The 21,742-nt window shown below is 69.2% G+C and carries 20 protein-coding genes, 2 pseudogenes and 1 CRISPR repeat array; of the genes and pseudogenes, 14 read left to right on the plus strand and 8 right to left on the minus strand.

All coding sequences use genetic code 11. The features are described 5' to 3' along the window. Positions 1-162: 162 nt before the first annotated feature. Positions 163-762, minus strand: a complete 600-nt coding sequence (locus DFR74_RS01145) for a chloramphenicol phosphotransferase CPT family protein (RefSeq protein ID WP_067509691.1) — start codon at positions 760-762, stop codon at positions 163-165. A gap of 99 nt (positions 763-861) precedes the next feature. On the opposite strand from DFR74_RS01145, the gene DFR74_RS01150 reads away from it, so the two are divergent. From DFR74_RS01150 to DFR74_RS01160, 3 genes are all read left to right on the plus strand, one after another. After that, a complete protein-coding gene (locus DFR74_RS01150) occupies positions 862-1,488 on the plus strand; it encodes an alpha-ketoglutarate-dependent dioxygenase AlkB (protein WP_067509645.1) in 627 nt (208 codons plus the stop codon). 225 nt (positions 1,489-1,713) lie between these two features. After that, the gene (locus tag DFR74_RS01155; RefSeq protein ID WP_233444429.1) at positions 1,714-2,691 is read left to right on the plus strand and encodes an HD domain-containing protein; all 978 of its coding nucleotides are present in this window, start codon (positions 1,714-1,716) and stop codon (positions 2,689-2,691) included. A gap of 652 nt (positions 2,692-3,343) precedes the next feature. After that, a complete protein-coding gene (locus DFR74_RS01160) occupies positions 3,344-4,249 on the plus strand; it encodes an NAD(P)-dependent oxidoreductase (protein WP_067509692.1) in 906 nt (301 codons plus the stop codon). Positions 4,250-4,604: 355 nt separating this feature from the next. Beyond that, positions 4,605-5,304: direct repeats of the CRISPR family, unit length 29 nt; unit sequence GTGCTCCCCACGCACGTGGGGATGGTCCG. Positions 5,305-5,413: 109 nt separating this feature from the next. On the opposite strand, the gene DFR74_RS01165 is transcribed toward DFR74_RS01160, so the two are convergent. Then, complete coding sequence (locus DFR74_RS01165; RefSeq protein WP_067509649.1) at positions 5,414-5,965, minus strand: DUF4334 domain-containing protein; 552 nt, start codon at positions 5,963-5,965, stop codon at positions 5,414-5,416. Positions 5,966-6,057: 92 nt separating this feature from the next. Here DFR74_RS01165 and DFR74_RS37545 point away from each other — a divergent pair. Beyond that, positions 6,058-6,270: pseudogene (locus DFR74_RS37545) on the plus strand (S16 family serine protease); the annotation flags it as partial. A gap of 184 nt (positions 6,271-6,454) precedes the next feature. Here DFR74_RS37545 and DFR74_RS01175 read toward each other — a convergent pair. From DFR74_RS01175 to DFR74_RS01190, 4 genes are all read right to left on the minus strand, one after another. Further along, complete coding sequence (locus DFR74_RS01175; protein ID WP_113974906.1) at positions 6,455-6,718, minus strand: YciI family protein; 264 nt, start codon at positions 6,716-6,718, stop codon at positions 6,455-6,457. Continuing rightward, positions 6,715-7,224 (minus strand): transcription antitermination factor NusB, encoded by a 510-nt coding sequence (nusB, locus tag DFR74_RS01180; protein ID WP_067509693.1) that lies wholly within the window; start codon positions 7,222-7,224, stop codon positions 6,715-6,717. The genes DFR74_RS01175 and nusB overlap by 4 nt, the downstream gene beginning before the upstream one ends. A gap of 73 nt (positions 7,225-7,297) precedes the next feature. Continuing rightward, positions 7,298-7,861, minus strand: coding sequence for an elongation factor P (gene efp / locus DFR74_RS01185; RefSeq protein WP_067509651.1), 564 nt, complete (start codon positions 7,859-7,861; stop codon positions 7,298-7,300). 33 nt (positions 7,862-7,894) lie between these two features. Next, positions 7,895-9,016 carry a M24 family metallopeptidase gene (locus DFR74_RS01190; RefSeq protein ID WP_067509653.1) on the minus strand — a complete coding sequence of 374 codons (1,122 nt, stop codon included), beginning with the start codon at positions 9,014-9,016 and terminating at the stop codon, positions 7,895-7,897. A gap of 100 nt (positions 9,017-9,116) precedes the next feature. On the opposite strand from DFR74_RS01190, the gene DFR74_RS01195 reads away from it, so the two are divergent. The 8 genes and pseudogenes from DFR74_RS01195 (at position 9,117) to DFR74_RS01230 (ending at position 18,637) form a co-directional block, all read left to right on the plus strand. Further along, positions 9,117-11,288, plus strand: a complete 2,172-nt coding sequence (locus DFR74_RS01195) for an MMPL family transporter (RefSeq protein WP_067509655.1) — start codon at positions 9,117-9,119, stop codon at positions 11,286-11,288. A gap of 16 nt (positions 11,289-11,304) precedes the next feature. Then, positions 11,305-11,919 carry an acyl-CoA-like ligand-binding transcription factor gene (locus tag DFR74_RS01200; protein ID WP_067509657.1) on the plus strand — a complete coding sequence of 205 codons (615 nt, stop codon included), beginning with the start codon at positions 11,305-11,307 and terminating at the stop codon, positions 11,917-11,919. Positions 11,920-12,467: 548 nt separating this feature from the next. Beyond that, on the plus strand, positions 12,468-12,914 hold the full coding sequence (locus DFR74_RS01205; protein ID WP_067509659.1) for a prepilin peptidase: 447 nt from the start codon (positions 12,468-12,470) through the stop codon (positions 12,912-12,914). 524 nt (positions 12,915-13,438) lie between these two features. Further along, a complete protein-coding gene (aroC, locus tag DFR74_RS01210) occupies positions 13,439-14,647 on the plus strand; it encodes a chorismate synthase (protein WP_067509660.1) in 1,209 nt (402 codons plus the stop codon). Continuing rightward, positions 14,644-15,162: pseudogene (locus DFR74_RS01215) on the plus strand (shikimate kinase); the annotation flags it as partial. The gene aroC and the pseudogene DFR74_RS01215, both read left to right, overlap by 4 nt. Positions 15,163-16,298: 1,136 nt before the next feature. Further along, the gene (gene aroB, locus DFR74_RS01220; RefSeq protein ID WP_067509662.1) at positions 16,299-17,420 is read left to right on the plus strand and encodes a 3-dehydroquinate synthase; all 1,122 of its coding nucleotides are present in this window, start codon (positions 16,299-16,301) and stop codon (positions 17,418-17,420) included. Between the two features lie 252 nt (positions 17,421-17,672). Beyond that, positions 17,673-18,173: a DUF1772 domain-containing protein gene (locus DFR74_RS01225; protein ID WP_067509664.1), complete on the plus strand. Its 501-nt coding sequence runs from the start codon at positions 17,673-17,675 to the stop codon at positions 18,171-18,173. Continuing rightward, complete coding sequence (locus tag DFR74_RS01230; RefSeq protein WP_195124483.1) at positions 18,170-18,637, plus strand: hypothetical protein; 468 nt, start codon at positions 18,170-18,172, stop codon at positions 18,635-18,637. The genes DFR74_RS01225 and DFR74_RS01230 overlap by 4 nt, the downstream gene beginning before the upstream one ends. A 12-nt stretch (positions 18,638-18,649) precedes the next feature. Here the strand turns inward: DFR74_RS01230 and DFR74_RS01235 are convergent, their stop codons facing one another. Then, entirely contained in the window at positions 18,650-18,931 is a 282-nt protein-coding gene (locus DFR74_RS01235) for a hypothetical protein (RefSeq protein ID WP_067509669.1), read from the minus strand. A 413-nt stretch (positions 18,932-19,344) separates the two neighbouring features. Between DFR74_RS01235 and DFR74_RS01240 the strand changes: the two genes are divergently transcribed. Both DFR74_RS01240 and DFR74_RS01245 read left to right on the plus strand, forming a co-directional pair. Then, positions 19,345-20,535: a sensor histidine kinase gene (locus tag DFR74_RS01240; protein ID WP_084537706.1), complete on the plus strand. Its 1,191-nt coding sequence runs from the start codon at positions 19,345-19,347 to the stop codon at positions 20,533-20,535. Continuing rightward, on the plus strand, positions 20,532-21,191 hold the full coding sequence (locus tag DFR74_RS01245) for a response regulator (protein ID WP_067509671.1): 660 nt from the start codon (positions 20,532-20,534) through the stop codon (positions 21,189-21,191). The genes DFR74_RS01240 and DFR74_RS01245 overlap by 4 nt, the downstream gene beginning before the upstream one ends. 72 nt (positions 21,192-21,263) lie before the next feature. On the opposite strand, the gene DFR74_RS01250 is transcribed toward DFR74_RS01245, so the two are convergent. Next, positions 21,264-21,719 carry a B-4DMT family transporter gene (locus tag DFR74_RS01250; protein WP_067509673.1) on the minus strand — a complete coding sequence of 152 codons (456 nt, stop codon included), beginning with the start codon at positions 21,717-21,719 and terminating at the stop codon, positions 21,264-21,266. Positions 21,720-21,742 lie beyond the last annotated feature (23 nt).

Genomic DNA, 21,742 nt, shown 5'->3' on the forward strand with positions numbered 1-21,742 from the left:
ACCTGTTGAGTGGGCGCACGATCATGGCGAATACGGCTTGTCCGCATCAGGTTTCAAACCTGCACAAGTTAATTTCGCTGGGCTCGCCCGTCGAAACTGCCGGATGAATCGAATGACACGAGCTCGAACACGACCGAACCATCCACAATCCGATCATCGAAGTCACCGCAACGAAGCCTGGCTCAGCACACGGCGGGCCAATTCCGCTGCGGTTCCCGTAGTCGTATCGACGACCGCGTCATAGGGGTATCCATGATCGTGCACTATGTCGAAATACCCACGCGCCAAACCGATTTCAGTGCGACGACGGGCCAACTCTCGTTGCTCGGCGACAGCGAGGGGACAGTTGACGCAGACCAAGTGAACGCCCAGACCGGCCAGCGCCTCCATCCACATCGGCATAAGATCCGGCGTCAACAGCATCTCGTCGATCACCAGATGATCACCGCCGCGCGCGAACGCGGCGGCCGCCGCACAACCGGACCGCAGCATCCGCCTTCCCACATCGCCATAACGGATGACGACCCGTGGCCGACCATCCTCGTCGCGGCTGGTGCGGTCGTACCAGAATCCGTCGCGACTGAGCGGACCGTCCCGTCCACCACCCCAAGTCGGCGGCACCAACCCGAACAGCGTGTCGATCCCCCAGTAGACGAACGGGACTTCGCTTTCGTCCTGAATCGCACGGGCCAATGTCGTCTTGCCGGCGCTGGACGTCCCGTTGAGGAAGATCACCTGGGGAGGAAGCTCCGCACTGCGCACCCCCGCCACGGTATCCAGTCACGAGCAAGTCCGGCATCAGAAGCTGCCGACGAGAGACGTTAGCGAACATACGTTCGAACTCGAGGTACGCTGGTCGGCGTGACGGCATGGTTGCAGGGATCGCTGCTCGACCAATTCGATGAGCCGAGCCTCGGCTCGCTCGACGACATCCGCCGGACGCACCTCGGCGACGGCGCCTGGGTCGACCTCCGCCCGGCTTGGCTCGCGGGCGCGGACACCCTGTTCGATCGCCTCGCGCGCGACGTTCCGTGGCAGGCCGAGCGACGCCCGATGTATGACCGTGTAGTCGACGTCCCACGTCTCCTCCGCTTCTACGACGAGCACACTCCCCTACCGGACCCAGTCCTCACCGAAGCCCGCGACACCCTGTCCCGTTATTACGCAACAGAACTCGGCGAACCGTTCACCACCGCAGGCCTCTGCTACTACCGCGACGGCCGCGACAGCGTCGCCTGGCACGGCGACACCTTCGGCCGCGGCGCCACCCACGACACCATGGTCGCCATCCTCTCCGTCGGCGCACCCCGCACCCTCGCCCTCCGCCCCCGAGGCGGCGGCCCCAGCCTCCGCTTCCCCGTCGGCCACGGCGACCTCCTCGTCATGGGCGGCTCCTGTCAACGCACCTGGGAACACGCGGTACCGAAGACGCGTCGGGCGACTGGGCCACGGATCAGCGTTCAGTTCCGGCCGCGAAACGTCAGGTGAAGCCTCCAGGGCCCGTACAGTTGACGTATGGCGCTCGGCTACGACCGGGCACACTCCGCTATCGGACATCACAACGCGAGCCGGAGTGGTCGAAAAACTGGTTACCCGCCGGTAGAGTGCCTGGTCAGGAAGTGTGCTCCCCACGCACGTGGGGATGGTCCCTCGCCAAGCTGCGTCGGGGGCTCGGTAAACAGGTGCTCCCCACGCACGTGGGGATGATCCGGCGTGAGTGTGCACCAGCCATCGCGCCGCCTCGCGCTCCCCACGCATGTGGGGATGGCCCGGGCTATCCGATCGGCACCGGCTGGTCGGATCAGTGCTCCCTACGCACGTAGGGAGGATCCCAACTTCCCGCGTCCAAGCAGGTCTCAACGAACCCACCGCATCGACGCGGTTCGTTCTACGCCGATTTCGGACGAGCGCATGGACTCTCGGGAGCGAGCAGACGAACATGCAGCACTGTGCTCGTGCCAGTGCTCGGATGCCGATAGGTTGATCAACATGACGCACGCGCTGACTGTCATGCCGCTGCACACCATCACCCAGGTGTTCGGCGAGGATGGCCTGCGCGAGAGGTTCCTTCTCGAAATCGAGGACCTGCCGGATCGTGACCGCCTCACTGACGCTCTGGCCCTCGCCACCGAGCTACACCGCAACGACGGCTACGGCGACGAGCCATACATCAACCACCTCTTGCGCGTCGCGATCCGCATCGCCTCGCACTACGAGGTGCGCGACCCGGACATCGTGATCGCCGGCCTCCTGCACGACTCCGTCGAGGACCACCCCACTGAACTCGCAGGCACCTGCCAGGGCTCACCTACCGAGACCGCGCTCGCCGAACTCGGCGAACGATTCGGCCCCAGAGTGGCCGAACTCGTTGCCGCCGTGACGAACCCAGCTCCGCTACCAGCGGTCGACCGCCATGCCCAGTACCGCCGTCATGTCGCCGCCGAACTCGAAAACTCCCCGTGGGCCCGCATTGTGAAGTTGTCAGACTTCACCGACAACGGCGTCGGCATCCTCTACGCCGAAGCCCCCACCATGACCAAACTCGCCGCCAAGTACCGCCCTCTCATGGCGGTGTACCGCGACCTGGTGAAGCGCCCCGACACCCCACTCTCCGACGCCGTCAAACAACACCTCCTCACCCAACTCGACAGCGCCGCTCGGCGTTTCGACGCCATCCTCGCGAACGATTGATCCGACGCGGATACAGTCCGACGTTCGAACACCGCCATCGCCAACGCCGAGAAGCAAGGAATGTCACCGATCGGTCAGCTCCCGGCTCCACTGACCATCACAGCACACAGTACTGACCGAATTCGGTTACCGGCCGGTAGAGTGCCTGGTCAGGAAGTGTGCTCCCCACGTACGTGGGGATGGTCCCCCGACCCCACGGCGGCGCAGGTTGGCGGCGATGTGCTCCCCACGCACGGGGATGGTCCCGATGCCGCCGACGCCGCGAACGGGCCGAGATCGTGCTCCCCACACAAACGAGGCATCCCTCGTCGACCTCGCCGCCACTCCGAGCAGTTGGGCATTCAGGCGGCAACCAGGTTCGGTTCGCGCGCGGGGGTTTCACAAGTGTGCGGGCGCTGCCCGGAGTGCGGAGGTCGCGCGAAGATCGGGTTTCCGGCCAGCGGCGGGCAGTGTATCGGGCTGCCGACGTCTGACGTTCGGTGACCGCTGTCATATCGCGCCTCCCGAAGTGCGCCATGACCTCGCTGCTTACCTCTGCGTTGGTTACTCCAAGGCGAAGTAGGTACTTGTCGGCGAACCGGCGTCAGCGGAAGGTTTGTGTCGATGCGCGAGACCGTGAATCTCGTGGGTGCCGATGATGATTGGAACTTCGATGTCTAACCAGAAGCCGCCGGTGACCGTGCTCGGTGCCGGGTCGATGGGGTCCGCGATCGTGGGTGCGCTGCTTGCGGCAGGGCATCCGACGACGGTGTGGAACCGCAGTCCGGAACGGGTGGTGCCGCTGGTGAGGATAGGTGCGCGACAGGAGATGTCGGTCGCCGATGCGGTGGCGGCGAGCCCGGTGACAATCGGGATTCTGACGACGTTCCGGGCAACTCGCGAAAGCCTGGAGGGGGCGGATCTGAACGGGCGCGAAGTTATCACCCTGAACAGCGGAACACCCTTCGAGGCAAGGGAATTCGCACAGTGGACGACCCAGCGGGGTGCACGCTTTCTCGGTGGGGCGATCAAGAATGTGCCCTCGGCCATGGGGAGCCCGGACACGCTGTTGTACTTCGGTGGTGAGCGAGCGGTCTTCGACAAGCACGCCGAAACGCTGCGGGTGCTGGGTGGGGATCTCGTCCACTTGGGCGATGATCCAGATTTGGCCGCGCTGTACGAATCCGCCGTCGGCGCAACGCTTCTGCCCACGCTCCTCGGGTTCCTCGAGGGCGCTGCCGTGCTCCGTGCGCGCGGGATCGATGCCGCCTCGATGGTGCCGTACTCGACGAAGTGGTTGCAGATGATCGAATCGCTGCTTCCGGTTTTGGCCGGGGAGATCGATGATCGCGATTACACGCGGCTCGGTTCGTCGGTCGCGCTGTTCGAGACCGCCGCCGGAGACGACGCGCAGTTGGCGAAGGAGTCCGGGGTCGACTTGTCATGGCACGCTCCGATGCACGACCTGCTGCGTCGAGCAGTCGCGGAAGGGCTTGGGGAGCAGAGCATTACGGCGCTGATCGAGTTACTGGCCACTTCTCTGGATCGAGAGTCGACTGCACAACTCACCAGTCAGTGAAGTCCGAGATGTCCGCCCGGTGCGGCAGAATGCGCGCTATTGCCGGCGGGGATCCGCGACGTCGAAACCTGTCTGCGTCAGTGCGGCGGATCGACCGGTCGAGCATTCAGCGGTCAGGCGATTAGTCACGGAGGTCGTCCATGTGCGTATCAGTTGCTCGGCCGGGCGAACAGTCAGGATCCCGCAGGCGATCTCGGCTGCCGGTTCGCTAGGACAGGGGCAAGAAGTCGCGCGGACTATCGCCCCACCGTCGCCGTTCACCTACCTCGGCGCTGTCGCACGGCACGCCTCCTCCTCGCCGCACTCAGTGGTCGAAAATCTGGTTACCGACCGGTAGAATGCCTGGTCAGGAAGTGTGCTCCCCACGCACGTGGGGATGGCCCCCCTGGTGTGCCGATCTCGCACGCGAAGTCCGCGTGCTCCCCACGCACGTGGGGATGGTCCGCGCAGGTCGCGAACATCCGCGGCCAACTGTCCGTGCTCCCCACGCACGTGGGGATGGTCCGAGCCTGTGCCCGCCGGTCATCTCCAGTGGACAGTGCTCCCCACGCACGTGGGGATGGTCCGCGGTCACTTGCTCGGCGGTATCACAATCGACCGTGCTCCCCACGCACGTGGGGATGGTCCGGCTTGTCACCACCCGCGACTACGCCGAGGTGCGTGCTCCCCACGCACGTGGGGATGGTCCGCTGACACCGAACTCTCCTGTGATCATTCGTGTGTGCTCCCCACGCACGTGGGGATGGTCCGTTCGCGAACTGGCGCAGCGTCATCGACGTGAAGTGCTCCCCACGCACGTGGGGATGGTCCGTGGACAATGCGGCCGATACTGGGCTGGGGCATGTGCTCCCCACGCACGTGGGGATGGTCCCGCGAGGACGGGTTCCCCTACCGCAAGCACGCCGTGCTCCCCACGCACGTGGGGATGGTCCCATGACGCACCCTGTCGTGTCGGTGGCGGCGGGGTGCTCCCCACGCACGTGGGGATGGTCCGCGGTCCAAGGCCACGAAATGGCCGGGGTGATCGTGCTCCCCGCGCACGTGGGGATGGTGTCCTTCCCGGAGCAGGCCGGGCACGAGGTGGGTCGACCCCCGAATCGTGGGATGACCGTGGTTACAGATGATCAGGCCCAGCCGTCGAGACACTCCCACCGGTGAGAGATGTCAGGCTTGTTGCAGCACAAAGAAATACGGCTCCGCCAGACCTCTCAGGTCCATGACTCCCAGCAGTGTCGCCCCGTCCACCCTGCGGAAATGGTCGATGATCGGCAAGTGATCGTAAACCATTGCGGCACTGACAATTCCCCGGTACTCGATGTTCCGGAGACGCGCCGTCGGCCTGTCGGTGCGCAGCGCTGGGCGCAGGACAGGGAGGAGTTTTCGACCGGCTTGGACGGCGGGTAGCGGAATACGCCCTGCCAGGCTCAGAGGTACGCGTCGGGGATCGACCGGAAACAGGTTGCCCGCGTCGTCGGCGAAGACAAGCGGGTGCACGAAATCGGCGCTGTCGAAACGCTTTCCATACCAGCCACTCGCGGTCAGCACGCCGTCGAGGGGGTGGCCGGTGGCGAGTTCCGATCCCTTCCAGAGACCAGTGACGATGTCCTCGACCCGCACTCCCGGCAAACTGTCGAACAACGCGCTCGCCTCGTCGATGGTGGAGCCGGCACGCAGACTCTCCAGTCGCGCGGTCGCGGGTGAACCTTCGGTGGACATCCCAACCTCCTCGTCACGATGATGCGAGAATCAACCTAATTCTCTCTCACTGAATCCGATCGGGAGTTTTGGCCACCGTCACGGCCGTTCCGGTGGGGCCCCAACAGTCGTACAACAAAGTTCGGCCAACCGCGTGGAGGACCACGCCCGCATCGCAGGACCACGACCGGGCTCGGACCCGTACAGCGACGGTGCGCAATCGCTCGGCGAGCACAGCATCGGCAGGCGAGGTCACCCTCAACGGCCGCGTCCTGCCCATCGGCGGCGTCAGGAAGAAGCTTCTCGCCGCCCAGCGCGCCGGACTGCACTTCGGCCGACCGGGCCGCCGGGAAGTTCGAGTGGCACCACTCACACCCCCCTTGACCTCAACAGCACTCGAGGTTCCAAGATCATTCCGTGCTCGCGGCGAAAACCGGGAGCACCGCTAGATCCGGGGATCACCCCGGGCGCGCTCCCGCCGGTTCCCCGTACACCCACCGGCGGGAGCGCTCACGCCGAGACGGTGATCTCCCACTCGTAGACGGTGAGTTCCGAAGCGCCGGTGGTGTGCAGCGGATCGGCGAAGGCGAGGGCGCGCGCGGACTCCAGATCCTCGGCCAGCACCACGTAGGCGCCGCCGGTGCCGTCGGTGAACCGTCCGCTCTCCACCAGCCGCCCCTGCGCGAGCAACTCGTCGAGGTACCGCTTGTGCGGTTCGACCACGGACGAATCGAAGCGCGGCGTGCGCATCGCCATCACGAGGTACTTGGTCACGCCTCGGGCTCCGGACGCGGGGCGCGAGTGGCGGCCGCGGCGGCGCGCACCTGCGGCGCGACCTGCACGACCTGGCCGAGCACGCCGTTCACGAACGACGGCGAATCGTCGGTCGACAGTTCCTTGGCCAGTTCCACGGCCTCGTCCACCGCGACGACGGGCGGAACATCGTTGGCGTGGAACAACTCCCACACCGCGATGCGCAGGATGGCGCGGTCCACGGCGGGCAGGCGCTCGAGCGTCCAGTCCTGGAGGTAGGACTCGATGGTGCCGTCCACGCGGTCCAGGTCGTCGGCGACGCCTTCGACCAGCGTGCGGGTGTAGGCGTGCACGGGCGCGACGGACTGGTCCTTGGTGGACAGCTCGACGCGTTCGTCGATCAGGTCGCCGGCGTCGACATCGCGTGCCTCGGCCTCGAACAGCAGGTCCACGGCGCGGCGGCGCGCCTTGTGCCGGGCGCCCAGCTTCTTGTACGCGGATTTCTTGTCTGCGGGCTGTTCCGCCACGGTCACATCATCCCCGTCGTTGGAGTTCCGGTGCGGCGGACGGGTCGGCCCACCCGCCGCGAGCGACCGGCGATCAGGCGTTGACCCGGCCGAGGTAGCTGCCGTCGCGCGAGTCGATGCGCAGCTTGTCGCCGGTGTTGATGAACAGCGGCACCTGGACCTCGGCGCCGGTCTCCAGGGTGGCGGGCTTGGTGCCACCGGTGGAGCGGTCGCCCTGCAGGCCGATATCGGTGTGGGTGACCTCGAGCTCGACCGAGACGGGGAGCTCGACGTAGAGGGGCTCGCCCTCATGGGTGGCGACCTGCACGGTCATGTTCTCCAGCAGGAAGCGAGCGCCCGCGCCGATGGTGCCCTCGGAGATGGAGAGCTGGTCGAAGGTCTCGCCGTCCATGAAGACGTAGTCGGTGCCGTCGTGGTACAGGTAGGTCATGTCGCGGCGGTCGACGTTCGCGGTCTCGACCTTGACACCGGCGTTGAAGGTCTTGTCTACGACCTTGCCGGACACGACGTTCTTCAGCTTGGTCCGCACGAACGCGGGGCCCTTACCCGGCTTCACGTGCTGGAATTCGACGATCTGCTGGAGCTGACCGTCGATCTTCAGCACGAGGCCGTTCTTGAAGTCGCTGGTGTCCGCCACTGTCTTCGGATCTCCTGTCTCAGGTAACCGGCGTCATTCGACGACGGTCAGGTCTTTGCCGGTGTGGGTGAGCAGCTCGGGACCCCCTTCGCGCACCACGAGCGTGTCCTCGATCCGGACGCCGCCGCGGCCGGGGAAGTACACACCTGGTTCGACGGTCACCGCCACGCCGGGTAGCAGTGTACCGGTTCCGTTTTTCGCGACTCCCGGCGCTTCGTGGATGCGCAGCCCGACGCCGTGGCCGAGGCTGTGCACGAACAGGCTCCCGTGCCCGGCGGCCTCGATCACCGCGCGGGCCGCAGCGTCCACGTCGCCCGTCTTCGCGCCCGGCCGCAGCGCCTTGCATCCGGCCCGCTGCGACTCCTGGACCAGCGCGTATACCTCGCGCTGCCACTCTCTGGGCGGGCCGAGTACGAATGTGCGCGTCATATCGGAGTGGTAGCCGCCCACCACCGCGCCGAAATCGAGCTTCACGAAATCTCCGGCGGCGAGCACGGCGCCGGTCGGACGGTGGTGCGGGATCGCGGAATTGGCGCCGGTGGCGACGATGGTCTCGAAGGAGACCGCCTCCGAACCGTGCTCGAACATCGCCCATTCGAGATCCCGGGCGACTTCGCGTTCGGTGCGGCCGGGTCGCAGCGCGCCGCGTTCGAGGAGCGCGGCCAGGCCGGCGTCGCCCGCCTTGCAGGCCCGGCGCAGCTGCTCGACCTCGTAAGCGTCCTTGACCATGCGCAACTGCTCCACCAGGCCGGGCGCCGCGACCAGTTCGAGCCCGGTGCGCTGCTCGGCGTAGAGGCGGTGCTCGACGACGGTCACCACGTGACTCTCGTAGCCGAGCCGGCCGAACTGCCACTCCCCCGCCAGCGCCACGATGCGCAGCGCGGTGGCGCGTGCGATCTCGGACCGCAGATCGGGGACCTGTTCGGCGACCTGACTGCGGTAGCGGCCGTCGGTGCCGATGACCGTGCGGTCCTCGGCGTTGCGCGAGTCCCACGCGTGCACGAGCAGCACGGCGTTGGAACCGGTGAAACCGGTCAGGTACCGGATATTGACCAGGTCGGTGACCAGCAGTCCGTCGATCTCGTTCTCCACGAGCAAACTCCGCAGGGCGCCGCGCCGGCCCGCGTAGTCGGGTGCCACCTCAACAGCAGACATGGGTCAAAGCTACCGCCGAGCGGGCCGCCCTCTACCTGTGATCCCAATTTGGGAGTACACTCCGATTTCACATTTCACTCCCATTTGATAGGAGACTGTCATGTCGGTCCTGCTCCACCGGCTCGGACGCTGGTGTTTCCGGCGCAGAGGCCTCACGGTGTTCGGCTGGCTGGCCGTGATCGCGCTAGCCGGCGTGGCGGCGGCCACCCTCTCCGGCCCGACCTCGGATTCGTTCACCGTGCCCGGCACGGAGGCGCAGGAAGCCGTCGATCTGGCCGCCGAGCGATTCCCCGAACTGTCGGCGGGCGGGGCGACCGCGACGGTGGTGCTGGCGGCGCCCGAGGGCGCGCGACTGACCGAGAGCGAACATCGCGCGACCGTCGAGCGGGTGCGCGAACGCCTGGCGTCCGAACCGTCGATCGTGGACGTGGGCGACCCGTTCACCTCGGCGGTGACGCCCGATGAGCGCATGGGTCTGGTGACCGTCTCCTATCGGGACGGCCCGACCGAACTGACCGATGGCGACCGCAAGGCGCTGACCGACGCGCTCACCCTGGCGCGCGACGCGGGACTCACCGCGGAAGTGGGCGGCCCGGCGGTGGCGGCGCCCGAGGAGGGCGTGGGCGAGGTCCTGGGCATCGTGGTCGCGGCGGTGGTGCTGCTGATCACGCTCGGCTCGCTGGTGGCGGCCGGTATGCCGCTCGTGGTGGCGGGCGGCGCGCTCGCCGTCGCACTGTCCGGTATCGCCGCGGCCAGCGGATTCACCGAAATGGCGGGCGATTCCAGCATGCTGGCGCTGATGCTCGGCACCGCCGTGGCGATCGACTACTCGCTGTTCATCATCCTGCGCTACCGCCAGCTCGCGGCCGATGGCTACGCGCCGGAGGAAGCCGCGGGCCAGGCGATGGGGCGGGCGGGCACGGCGGTGTTCTTCGCCGGCATGACCGTGGTGGTCGCGCTGGCGGGACTCACGGTGGTCGGCATCCCGGCGCTCACCCAGGTGGGGTTGGCGGCGGCCTTCGCCGTGGCGATGGCGGTGCCCGCCGCGTTGACCCTGCTCCCCGCGCTGCTCGGATTCGCCGGCGCGCGGGTGCTGCGCGGTGTTAATCGCCGGACGGTGACCAGGGCGCCCGGTCGGCGGTGGGCGGAATGGATTCTCTCCCATCGCATTCCGGTGCTGGTGGGCGGCGCGCTGGTGCTGCTGCTCGCGGCGCTGCCCGCCCTGGACCTGCGCCTCGGCTTCCCCGACGACGGGACCGCGCCGGCCGACACCACCCAGCGCCGCGCCTACGACCTGATCTCCGACAGCTTCGGCCCCGGCCACAACGGACCGCTGACCATCCTGGTGGACGCACCCGGCGGTGACGCGGAAGCCGCCGCCGCGCGTGCCACCGAACTGATCCACGCGGCCGGTCCCGTCGCGGGCGTCGCGCCGCCCGTGCTGGACGCGTCGGGACGCACCGCGCTGCTCGGCGTGATCCCGGAGACCGGTCCGACGACCACCGACACCGAGGCGTTGATCCACGACATCCGCGCCGCCGCCGCGAGCCTGCCCGGGATGAAGGTGCTGGTGACGGGCCAGACCGCCCTCGACATCGACGCCTCGGACAAGCTGGGAGCGGCGATGATCCCGTATCTCGCAGTGGTCGGCGGGTTGGCGTTCGTGCTGCTGGTGCTCGTGTTCCGGTCGCTGCTGGTGCCGCTGGTCGCCGCAGTGGGCTTCCTGCTCAGTGTCGCGGCCACGTTCGGCGTGGTGGTCGCGGTGTTCCAGTGGGGGTGGTTCGGTGCGGTGCTTGGGCTGGAATCGTCCGGGATCATCGTCAATCTGTTGCCGGTGGTGCTGATCGGCCTGGTGTTCGGGCTGGCGATGGACTACCAGGTGTTCCTGGTGACGCGGATGCGCGAGGAGCACCAGCGCGGCGCGAGCACCGACGCCGCGGTGGTCGAGGGTTTCGCGGTCAGCGCGCGGGTGGTGACCGCGGCGGCGCTGATCATGATCAGCGTGTTCGCCGGATTCCTGCTCTCGCCGACGCCGATGGTGCAGTCGGTCGGTTTCGCGCTGGCCGCGGCGGTGTTCTTCGACGCGTTCATCGTGCGGATGACGCTGGTGCCCGCGGCGATGTCGCTGCTGGGGAAGGCCGGCTGGTGGCTGCCGGGCTGGTTGGACCGGATCCTGCCGGAGGTCGATGTGGAAGGCAGCAAGCTCGACGACCGCGCCGAGGTGGCCGCGGGCGGTGCGGCAGAATCGGAGATGTCGCCGATCAGGAGCTGACGGGAAGGGGCGCAACGTGACTTCGGCCGCGCAACGGCAGCAGGCTTCGTCCGGGGGCCTGCGCCAGCTGAAGAAGGCCAGGACGACGGCCGCCATCCAGCGCCACGCGATGCGCCTCTTCCACGAGAACGGGTACGGCGCCACCACCGTCGAAGCGGTCGCGGCCGCGGCGGAGGTGGCGCCGAGCACCGTCTACCGGTACTTCCCGACCAAAGAGGACCTGGTCGTCAACGACGAGTACGACTACGTCTTCGTCGAGCGGTTCCGGGAGCGGCCCGCCGACGAGCCCGTGATCGACGCCTTGCTGGCGGCGATGCGCGAGGTGGTCGCGCTGGTGCCGCCGGAGGACCTGACGCTGGGCGTGCAGCGCACCCGGTTGATGCTCACCGAGCCCGCGCTGCGCGGCGCGATGCTGACCAGCCTGTTGACCATCGAGGACGTGCTGGCCGGGTGCGTGGCCGAGCGCACCGGGCGCACCGCCGACGACGCCGACGTGCGGTGGTTCACCAGCGTGCTGATCGGGATCGTGCTGTTGACCATGCGGCGGTGCATCGAGGAGTCGGATGTGAGTGCGGCGGTGGGGATGGTCGAGTATTCGCTGAATCAGTTGAAGGTGGGGATGCCGTTCTGAGTTCGTGCGGGTCGCCGCACGTCCCGGTGATCCCGCGGTTCGACGATGACATCGCCCGGACAGGAAGTACGAGGCCGTGGGCAGCGGTCGCTCGGCGCGCACCTGGTCTCAGCACGAGCTGCGGCCGCAACCAGGATCGGTTGAGGACCGCCTGATCTGCGGCGCCGCGGCCGGATCGGTGTTGAGGCCCGTCGCCCGAGGCCTCTCCCTCGCAGCAGCCCCGAACGCGAAGAGGCGCCGACGCCCCGGCCAACGACCCGAATCGCAACGCCCGAGCTGTCGGCACCGACCAGATCAATGGCCGGCTGACCGATGAGGGGTAGCGGTAGCGCCTCCACCTGGATCGGCCAGGCTGCGATCCATCGCGGTCGGGCGGATTGGATCAATGCTTCCGACCGCCGCACCTCCGCTGTAACGGCCGGCCAACGGCCCGCATACGAACTCGACACTTGGTCGTGAGGTCATCGGCGGTTTTCCACAGGGGCGGAGTTCTCCACATTCTCGTCGCACGGACCCCGGAGCGGGGCGTCGATCGCGAGGCTGGAGTCATGACCGTCCCAGCCTTCGTTCTGCTCGCCGTGTGGTGCGCCGCGCTCTCCGTCATCGATATCCGGGAGCAGCGGCTCCCCAATCTCCTCACCGGGTGCGGCGCGGTGGCGATCTTCGGATACGCCCTGCTCACAACGGAATTCATCGCCGCGACGATCGGCGCCGTCGTCTTGGTACTCCCCTACCTGGTGCTGCACCTTCTCGCACCGGCCGCTTTGGGGGCGGGTGATGTGAAGCTGGCCGCTGGGCTCGGAGCGGCCGGCGCGCTGGACGGCGCCCAGACCTGGGTGTGGGCGGCGCTCGGCGCGCCGATCCTCACGGGCGCGCTCGGATTGATCTGCGTCGCGGCACGGAGATTCGGCCGTGATGCGTGGCGCGTGACCGTGCCACATGGGCCGTCGATGTGTGCTGCGACGCTGGTGGCGATGGTGGTGCCGGACGGGTGAACGCGAGTGGCCGCGATGCACGCACGAGCCGTCCACGTGTGCTCGTGGCCTCAGAAGCTGGGCCGGGGTGCGGCGAGTGAGGTCCGCTGGAGAGCCGGTGGGCAGCGAGACGCGAACGTGTCGAGGGCCGGCACGTCACCGGAGGCGACTCGGCCCAGCAGCCTGCTCTGTTCCGGCGCGTAGCCCATGGTCTCGACCTGCCGCCGCACGGGCAGCGGGTTGTGCGGAGTGGGTGTCGCCCGAGAACTGACAGTGGGCGGGGGCACACGCTGTGTCTGGGCGGTGGCTCTAGCGATTGTCGGGATGGCTCGGGTGGGTTCTGCGCGGGAGAGACCTGATGCGGGGCGAGGGTCGGCAATCGGTTGGGGCAACTGATTAGTGCGCGACGGATGCGCCGGGCTCCGCAACCGGTAGGCGACCGGTGGGGTGGGGTGTGCCGGGGTGGGTTCGGGGGTGGCGACGTGCCGGTGATCACTGGCGACCGGATGCTGAGGTCGAGGCCTCGACATGGAAGGATAGGAATCGTGCTGCGCTGGATAACTGCCGGAGAATCCCATGGTCCCGCCCTCGTCGCGATCCTCGAGGGGATGGTCGCGGGTGTCGAAGTGACGTCCGAGGACATCTCCGCCCAGCTCGCGCGCCGCCGGCTCGGCTACGGGCGCGGTGCGCGGATGAAGTTCGAGGCCGACAAGGTCACGATGATCGGCGGCGTCCGCCACGGTCGCACCATGGGCGGGCCGGTCGCCATCGAGGTGGCCAACTCCGAGTGGCCCAAGTGGACGACGGTCATGTCCGCCGACCCGGTCGACGAGGCCGAACTGGCCGATCTCGCGCGCAACGCGCCGCTCACCCGCCCCCGCCCCGGCCACGCCGACTACTCCGGCATGCTCAAGTACGGGTTCGACGACGCCCGCAACGTGCTCGAGCGCGCCAGCGCCCGCGAGACCGCCGCGCGCGTGGCGGCGGGCACCGTGGCGCGCAACTTCCTGCGCCAGGCGTTCGGTGTGGAGGTCGTCTCGCACGTGGTCTCCATCGGCACCGCCGCCAACACCACCGGGCACATCCCCACCGCCGCCGATCTGGCCGCTATCGACGCCAGCCCCGTGCGCGCGTTCGACGCCGAGGCCGAGGCCGCGATGATCGCCGAGATCGAGGCCGCCAAGAAGGACGGCGACACCCTCGGCGGCGTCGTCGAGGTCGTGGTCGACGGCCTGCCGGTCGGGCTCGGCTCGTTCATCAGCGGCGCCGACCGCCTCGACTCGCGCCTCGCGGGTGCGCTCATGGGCATCCAGGCCATCAAGGGCGTCGAGGTGGGCGACGGTTTCGAGACCGCGCGACGCCGCGGCAGCCAGGCGCACGACGAGATGCGCCCCGGCCCCGACGGCGTGCTGCGCTCCACCAACCGCGCGGGCGGCCTCGAGGGCGGCATGACCAACGGCGAGCCGCTGCGCGTGCGTGCCGCGATGAAGCCGATCTCCACGGTGCCGCGCGCGCTGTCCACCGTCGACATGAGCACCGGCGAGGAGGCCGTGGCCATCCACCAGCGCTCCGACGTGTGCGCGGTGCCCGCCGCGGGCGTCGTCGCCGAGGCCATGGTGGCGCTGGTGGTGGCCCAAGCCGCGCTGGAGAAGTTCGGCGGTGATTCGCTGGACGAGACGATCGGCAATATCACCGGTTACGTCAAGCGGATCGGCGTCCGCCCGCACGTCCCGGCGGACAGTCGGCCGCAATGATCGTGCAGACCGATCCGCGCGCCCCGCGCGTGGTGCTGGTCGGACCGCCGGGAGCGGGGAAGTCGACGATCGGCCGCAAGCTCGCCAAGGAGCTCGGCGTCGACCTGTACGACACGGACGCGGGTATCGAACGCGAGACCGGGCGCACCATCCCGGAGATCTTCGCCGCCGACGGCGAACCGGAGTTCCGCCGCATCGAGGAGCGGGTGGTGCGGCGCGCCATCCTCGCCGAACGCGGCGTCGTCTCGCTCGGCGGCGGCGCCGTGCTCTCGGAGAACACGCGGGCGTTGCTGCGCGGACGCACGGTCGTGTACTTGGAGATCAGCGTGGGCGAAGGGCTGCGCCGCACCGGCTCCAGCAACCAGCGCCCGCTGCTGACCGGCGACGACCCCGGCGCCAAATACCGGGAACTCATGCGCAAACGGCGGCCGCTGTACCGCGAGGTCGCGTCGGTGCGGGTGCGCACCGACGGACGTAGTCCGGGCCGGGTCGTCAAGATGATCCTCGACAAGCTCGGCGTCGAACCCGTCGCGCCCGAACCCACGGCACAGCCCGCCCCGGAGTCGACGCCGAACCCGCAGGGCAGCAGCCGATCTCGCGCGCGCCGCCGCGCCCGAGCCCGCGCCGCCGCCCGCCGCGCCGCCGCGGCCAACGGGGAAATCGTCACGCCCCCCGAACAACCCGCACCCGCCCCGGCCTCGACGACTGCGGGGACGCGCCGCCGCCGGTCCCGACGCAGGCGCTCGTCGAGCGCCACCGTGAGCGCCGGCCTTCCGGAATCCGCTACGCCCCCTTCGGATTCCGCAGTCGATCGGCAGAAGTCCACCACGTCGGCCGAGGCCCACGGCTCGCCACAAGTCGCACACACCGAGCACCCGACCGCTACCCCCGCACCGGAATCCGGCGAACGGTCGGCTGTGTCCCCTTCGTCCACCGGCCCATCCAAGCGGCGGGGCCGCCGACGTGCGGCCCGGAGTGTCGGCGCACCCACTTCGACGCAAACAAGCAGCGCCGCAACAGAATCCGCCGGACAGAGCGCGACGTCAGCGGCTGAGCCAGTGGACATCTCGATCGCCAACGGCACCCTCGAGCCGGACACAGCACACGCGCAACACTCTCGACTTGCGAATGTCGCCCCCTCCGGGAACAGGCACAGCCCGGCCGATGAACCCCGCACCTCACCGCCACGGACCACCGGTGCACCAGCCGGATCTCACCCGGACGCCCGAGCCGTATCGGCCGAAGTACCGCGCGACACCGCGGACCTGCCCGCTGCTCCCGGCGGCCTGCCCGCACCGATCGGTAGCGCACGCGCCGAAACGCACCCGGACGCGGCACCCTCGGCTGGCGTCCCGCGCGGCACCGCAGACCAGTCCGGCAACCTGCCGACACGGATCGGTGACGCGCAGAACGGAACTCCCCCGGGGGCCACATCGGCCCAACCGGGCGGCCCCGCTGACACGCTGAACGGTTCCGCGCCTGGCGCACAAGAACATTCGGGCGCCGCACCCGAATCCACCACGGGGGAATCCGGAAAGGCCGTCGGGTGGGCGACGGCGGAACAGGTCGCCGGCCGCAGCCGGCGCAGGCGCGCACGCCGACCGCGGGGGCGCGCACTCGAGCAGACGGCACGAACAGAATCGGAGCAGCAGTGACAGAGCCGACGCGTATCCAGGTCCGCACCGCCGACCCGTATCCGGTGATCATCGGGCGCGGGTTGCTCGGCGAACTCGTCGAGTCGGTCACCGGCGCGACCACCGGTGTGCGTACCGTCGCGATCTTCCATCAGCCGCCGCTGGCCGAGACCGCCGAGGTGGTGCGCAAAGCGCTCGCCGACACCGGCATCGACGCGCATCGAGTCGAGATCCCCGACGCCGAGGCGGGCAAGGACCTCGCGGTCGCCGGCTTCTGCTGGGAGGTGCTCGGCCGTATCGGCCTGACCCGCAACGACGTCGTGGTGAGCCTCGGCGGCGGTGCGGCGACCGACCTCGCCGGGTTCGTCGCCGCGACCTGGATGCGCGGCGTGCGGATCGTGCACGTGCCGACCACGCTGCTGGCCATGGTGGACGCCGCCGTCGGCGGCAAGACCGGCATCAACACCGAGGCGGGCAAGAACCTCGTCGGTTCCTTCCACGAGCCCACCGCCGTGCTGGTGGACCTGGCGACGCTGGAGACGGTGCCGCGCAACGAGATCGTCGCGGGCATGGCCGAGATCATCAAGGCCGGTTTCATCGCCGACCCGGTGATCCTCGACCTGGTGGAACGCGACCCGGAGGCCGCGCTCGACCCGACGGGCGAGGTGCTGCCGGAACTCATCCGCCGCGCCATCCAGGTGAAGGCCGACGTGGTCGCCGCCGACCTCAAAGAGTCGAGCCTGCGCGAGATCCTCAACTACGGCCACACCCTGGGCCACGCCATCGAGCGCCGCGAGCGCTACCGGTGGCGCCACGGCGCGGCGGTCTCCGTCGGCCTGGTGTTCGCCGCCGAGCTGGGCCGCCTCGCGGGCCGGCTCGACGACGAGACCGCCGACCGGCATCGCGCGATCCTGTCCAGCATCGGCCTGCCGGTGGGCTACGACGCCGACGCGCTGCCACAGCTGCTCGACGCCATGCAGACCGACAAGAAGACCCGCTCCGGCGTGCTCCGCTTCGTCGTGCTCGACGGACTCGCCAAGCCCGGCCGCCTCGAGGGCCCCGACCCCAGCCTCCTCGCCGCCGCCTACTCGGCCATCGCCCGCGAGGAGAACCAGGGCGGCGGCGCGATCTTGCTCTGAGCTCTGGGCCGGGTGGCCACGGGACGCCCGGCCTCGGTCTCGCGGCGGACGGCTTCCTTCCGGGCGCGTCGACTGCTGCCCGCTCCGCATCGGACCGCCGGACATGCCGACGGCGGCGACCCATCCGCACCGACGCGTCCTCGCCCAGGACCGTCGCGGCCGAGTCGACCGCGACCCTACGTCGAGATACGTACGGAAGTCGCGCGTCTCGGCGGACGCGCGGCACCCACCTGCGGAAATACCGTCGTTCCCATGAGACGGCAATGGTTTTCGCTCGGGGTACCGGGCCTGTACGTGTGGATCGCGATGGTGGCGTTCGGCGGGATCGCAGTGGAGACGATCGTCATCTACCCCAACGTCTTTCACGATGTGCCCGCTTCGCTCGCCGAGGCTTCGGCGTTCTTCGAGATCACCGGTCCCGCCGACTTCTTCCCGCCGATGGGGGCGGCGACGGTGCTGGCGGCCGTGGTGAGCACCGTGCTGGTGTGGCGGACGCCGGCGCGGTGGTGGGTCGCGGGCAGTCTCGGGACGCTGGTGCTCGGGGAGTTCCTGTTCTCGGTGCTGTACTTCTGGCCGCGCAACGAGATCATGTTCGATGAAGGGGCGGCGGTCCATTCGACGGAGACGCTGCGCCGGACCGCGACCGAATTCGAGACCGGGCACTGGGGGCGGCTGGCGATGAGCGCGGTGACGGCGACGCTCGCATTCCTCGGGTTTCTGCGGCTGTACCGGGACCGGGTGGGTGTGCGATGAATCCCGCACGGAGGCTCGGAGTTTCGCCGGCGGTGGTCGGCATCCTGGCATCGCTCGGGGTGCCGCGCGTGATCGCGCACGATCTCGACCTGGTCGGTCCGGCGGTCAACGCCGTGCTCGTGTTCGCGCCGATCGCGGTGTGGATCGGATACGTGCTGTGGCGGCGCGTGCCCAACCCGTTCCTCACCCTGCTCGCGGTCGGCGTCGTCTACGGCACACTGCTCGCGCTCACGCACCAGATCCTGTGGGACGCCGCATTCGAGGATCCGCCCAGGCTCGGCGGGAATCTCGAAGGGCGGCTTTCCCCGGGCGCGGAAGAGGTTGCGCTGCGGGTATTTTCCGTCGGGAGCAGCCTGGTCACCGGGTTACTGCTCGGTGCGATCACCGGGGCGTTCGCGTGGGGACTCGCCCGCGTCACCCGCGGCAGCACGGCGACCGAGCAGGGACGTGGCAGTGTCGAGTAGCGGGTCCGCAGGTCACCGGGTGACGCCGAACTCGGCGCAGCACCGCCCCACCGCGCCCTCCGACCGCGACGCGCTCGCCCCGGCCATAGACGCGGACATGACCACGTTCAAGGTCGACTTCGTGCACTTCGTGGCACCGTGGTCGTGGTGGAACCTCACGCTCGCGGCGCTGTCGGCGTGTCGCCCCCTCTCCCTGTCTACGAGTCCGGCGAGCATCACAACCGACACGCGGCAGATGTCTTCGTGGTGCAGCGCATCGGGGTGCGGCGATCGTTCGGCGTCGACGCCGGACAACGTGCGCCGAACCTCGGCAGCGACGCCGCGTCAACACATCCCGCACCCGCACTCTCCGAACGGGCGTGTGGCAGAGCCGGAGTGTGCGACAAGCCGACGACGCGGGCTGCCCGCCGAGTGAACAGCCCGCCGACTCATCCGGCTGTCGGCGGAAGTTCCGAGGGTGGGGCCGACGGATGCCAGGGCACAGCGCAGCCCCTCGGGCGCCAGAACACGGCCGCAGCCCGACCGAAGCGCCGGTCGTGGTATTCGAACGCTGCCAGAATCAGCACATCCGACGATGCGCCCGAGGATGCGACCGGCACGCGCCTACGCCCCGAGAGCGCGACCGCCACACCCACGGCGACCACGTGTCCCGGGGAACACAGCGAACCGGGCACCACGCAGACCTTCCCGAATCGGAGGGACCGACCGTGAGCGACACCGAACCCATGCGGCGCAATCAAGCCGTCGACCTCGCCCTGGCGATGACCACGCTTGTGGTGGTGGGCACCGCGATCACCGCGAATGTCGGTGCGGGCGAGGTGAATCCGACCGCCTACCTGTTCGGGGCGCTGTTCGGCGGGCTGATGCTGGTGCGGCGGCGGTGGCCGGTGGGGACGCTGCTGGTGTCGGGGGTGGCGCTGCTGGGCTACTACATGCTCGACTACCCGCCGATCGGGCTGGCCCTGCCGGTCGCTGCCGCCTTGTTCTCGGCGGCCGAGCGCGGGCGGCTGTCGTGGGCCATCGGCACCGCGCTCGCGCTGCTGGGTATCTCGACGGCGGTCCGCGTCGGGCAGGGCGACAATCTGGGGTTCGTGCTCGGGTTGGAGTTGCCGACTTCGGCCGGGCTGATGGCCGCCATGATCGCGCTCGGCGACAGCGTGCGCGCGCGCCGGGGTTGGCGCGCCGAGAGCGCGGCGCGGGAGCGGGCCGTCACCGCCGAACACGAACTCGAGCTGGCCGGGCGGCTCGAACAGGAGCGCCTGCGGGTGGCGCGGGATCTGCACGATCTGCTCGCGCACACGGTCTCGGTGATCGCGCTGCACACCGACGTGGCGCGGGAATCCCTCCGAGAAGATCCCGCGACGGCGGAACGCTCCCTCACCGCCGCCCGCACCGCCTGCCGGGACGCCGGGCGCGAACTGCGCGCCACCGTCGACGCCCTGCGCGCCTCCGGCGCCACCGCCCCGCCCGCACCGGACCTGCGCCGCCTCGCGGAGTTGGTCGCCCCCGCCGAAACGGCGGGCCGCACCGTGACGATCGAACGTTCCCCGTCGACCACCGAACTGCCCGCGATCGTCGACCTCACCGCCTACCGGGTGATTCAGGAGTCGCTGAGCAACATTCTCCGGCATTCGGACGCGGGCACGGTGCACCTCGAAATCGACCGGGACGACACCGATCTCGTCGTGCGAGTGACCGACGACGGCACCGTTTCCCCGGGTTCCGCCGACCAACCTCACGCCACCGACCGCAACACCTCCCCGAATCCCGGCGCCGGATGGGGGATCATCGGCATGCGTGAACGGGTGACGTTGCTGGGCGGAACCTTGGACGCGGGACACCGGCGAGAGGGAGGGTTCCGAGTGGAGGCGCGAATTCCCCTGCGGGGCAGGCGATGATCCGTGTGGTGCTGGTCGACGATCAGCCGCTGGTCCGGGAGGGGCTGCGCGCGTTGCTCCAGCGCGCCGAGGACATCGAGGTGGTCGGCGACGCGGGCGGTGGGGCGGCCGCCGTCGCGCTCGTCGGCCGCCTGCGACCCGATGTGGTGCTGATGGATATCCGGATGCCGGGCGGCGACGGGATCGAGGCGACGAAACGCATTGTCGCGCACGAGGATCTGCGACACGTGCAGGTGGTGGTGCTCACCACCTTCGACACCGACGACAACGTCCTGGCGGCGATGCGCGCGGGCGCGGCGGGATTTCTGCTCAAGGACACCGATCCCGACGACCTGCGCGCCGCCGTGCGGATCGTCGCGGGCGGTGACGCGCTGCTCTCCCCCGCCGTGACCCGCCGGGTGATGCGCGCGGCCGCCACCGCACCGAACCCCCGCTCCGCGCACCTCCTCGACCGGCTGACCGGCCGCGAACGCGAAGTCCTCGCCGAAGTCGGCGCCGGGCACTCCAACGCCGAGATAGCGGCCACCCTGTCGATCAGCCCGGCCACCGCCCGCACCCACGTCGGCCGCCTGCTGACGAAACTCGACGCCCGCGACCGCGCCCAACTCGTGCGCCTCGCCTACGAAACCGGATTGATCACTCCGGGCGGCCGATAATCCGCCGAGTCGCTGATCACGCGGCCGACCGAGGAGGCAACACGCGTACTCCGGCACCTGGGAACCGAATCCCTACGCCGCGACCGGCTCCGACACCTTCTTCCCCGCGTTCCGCCCCGCGAGGTAGCGCCCCAGCGCGATACCCAGCAGCCCGCCGAGAAAGACCAGCAGGACGATGAACGAGGCGCCGGCGGTGAGTTCGAACAGCGGTCCGTTGTCGCCGAGGTCGAAGCGCGGGAGGAAGTCGAGGAGCCAGGCGGCGGCGCCGCTGCCGACGCCCGCGGCGACGGCGACCTGCAACCACAGGACGGTGAGGTCGGAGCCGCGTTCCGGGTCGGCGTGGGCCTCGCGGTCGCGGCGACCGTCCAGCACACCCCAGCTCACGATGGCGGCCAGGAGGACGAGCAGGCACAGCGCCCGCCACCACACGCCCTGCGTCGGCCAGTACACCATCGTGAAGCCGAGCAGGGTGCGCAGTGCGACGACCAGCGCACCGAGCAGCACGGCCCGCACTACCCAAGCGTTCATGGCTCACACCTTAACCCGCTGGT

This window comes from Nocardia puris, assembly GCF_003315035.1.
Taxonomy (GTDB): Bacteria; Actinomycetota; Actinomycetes; order Mycobacteriales; family Mycobacteriaceae; genus Nocardia; species Nocardia puris.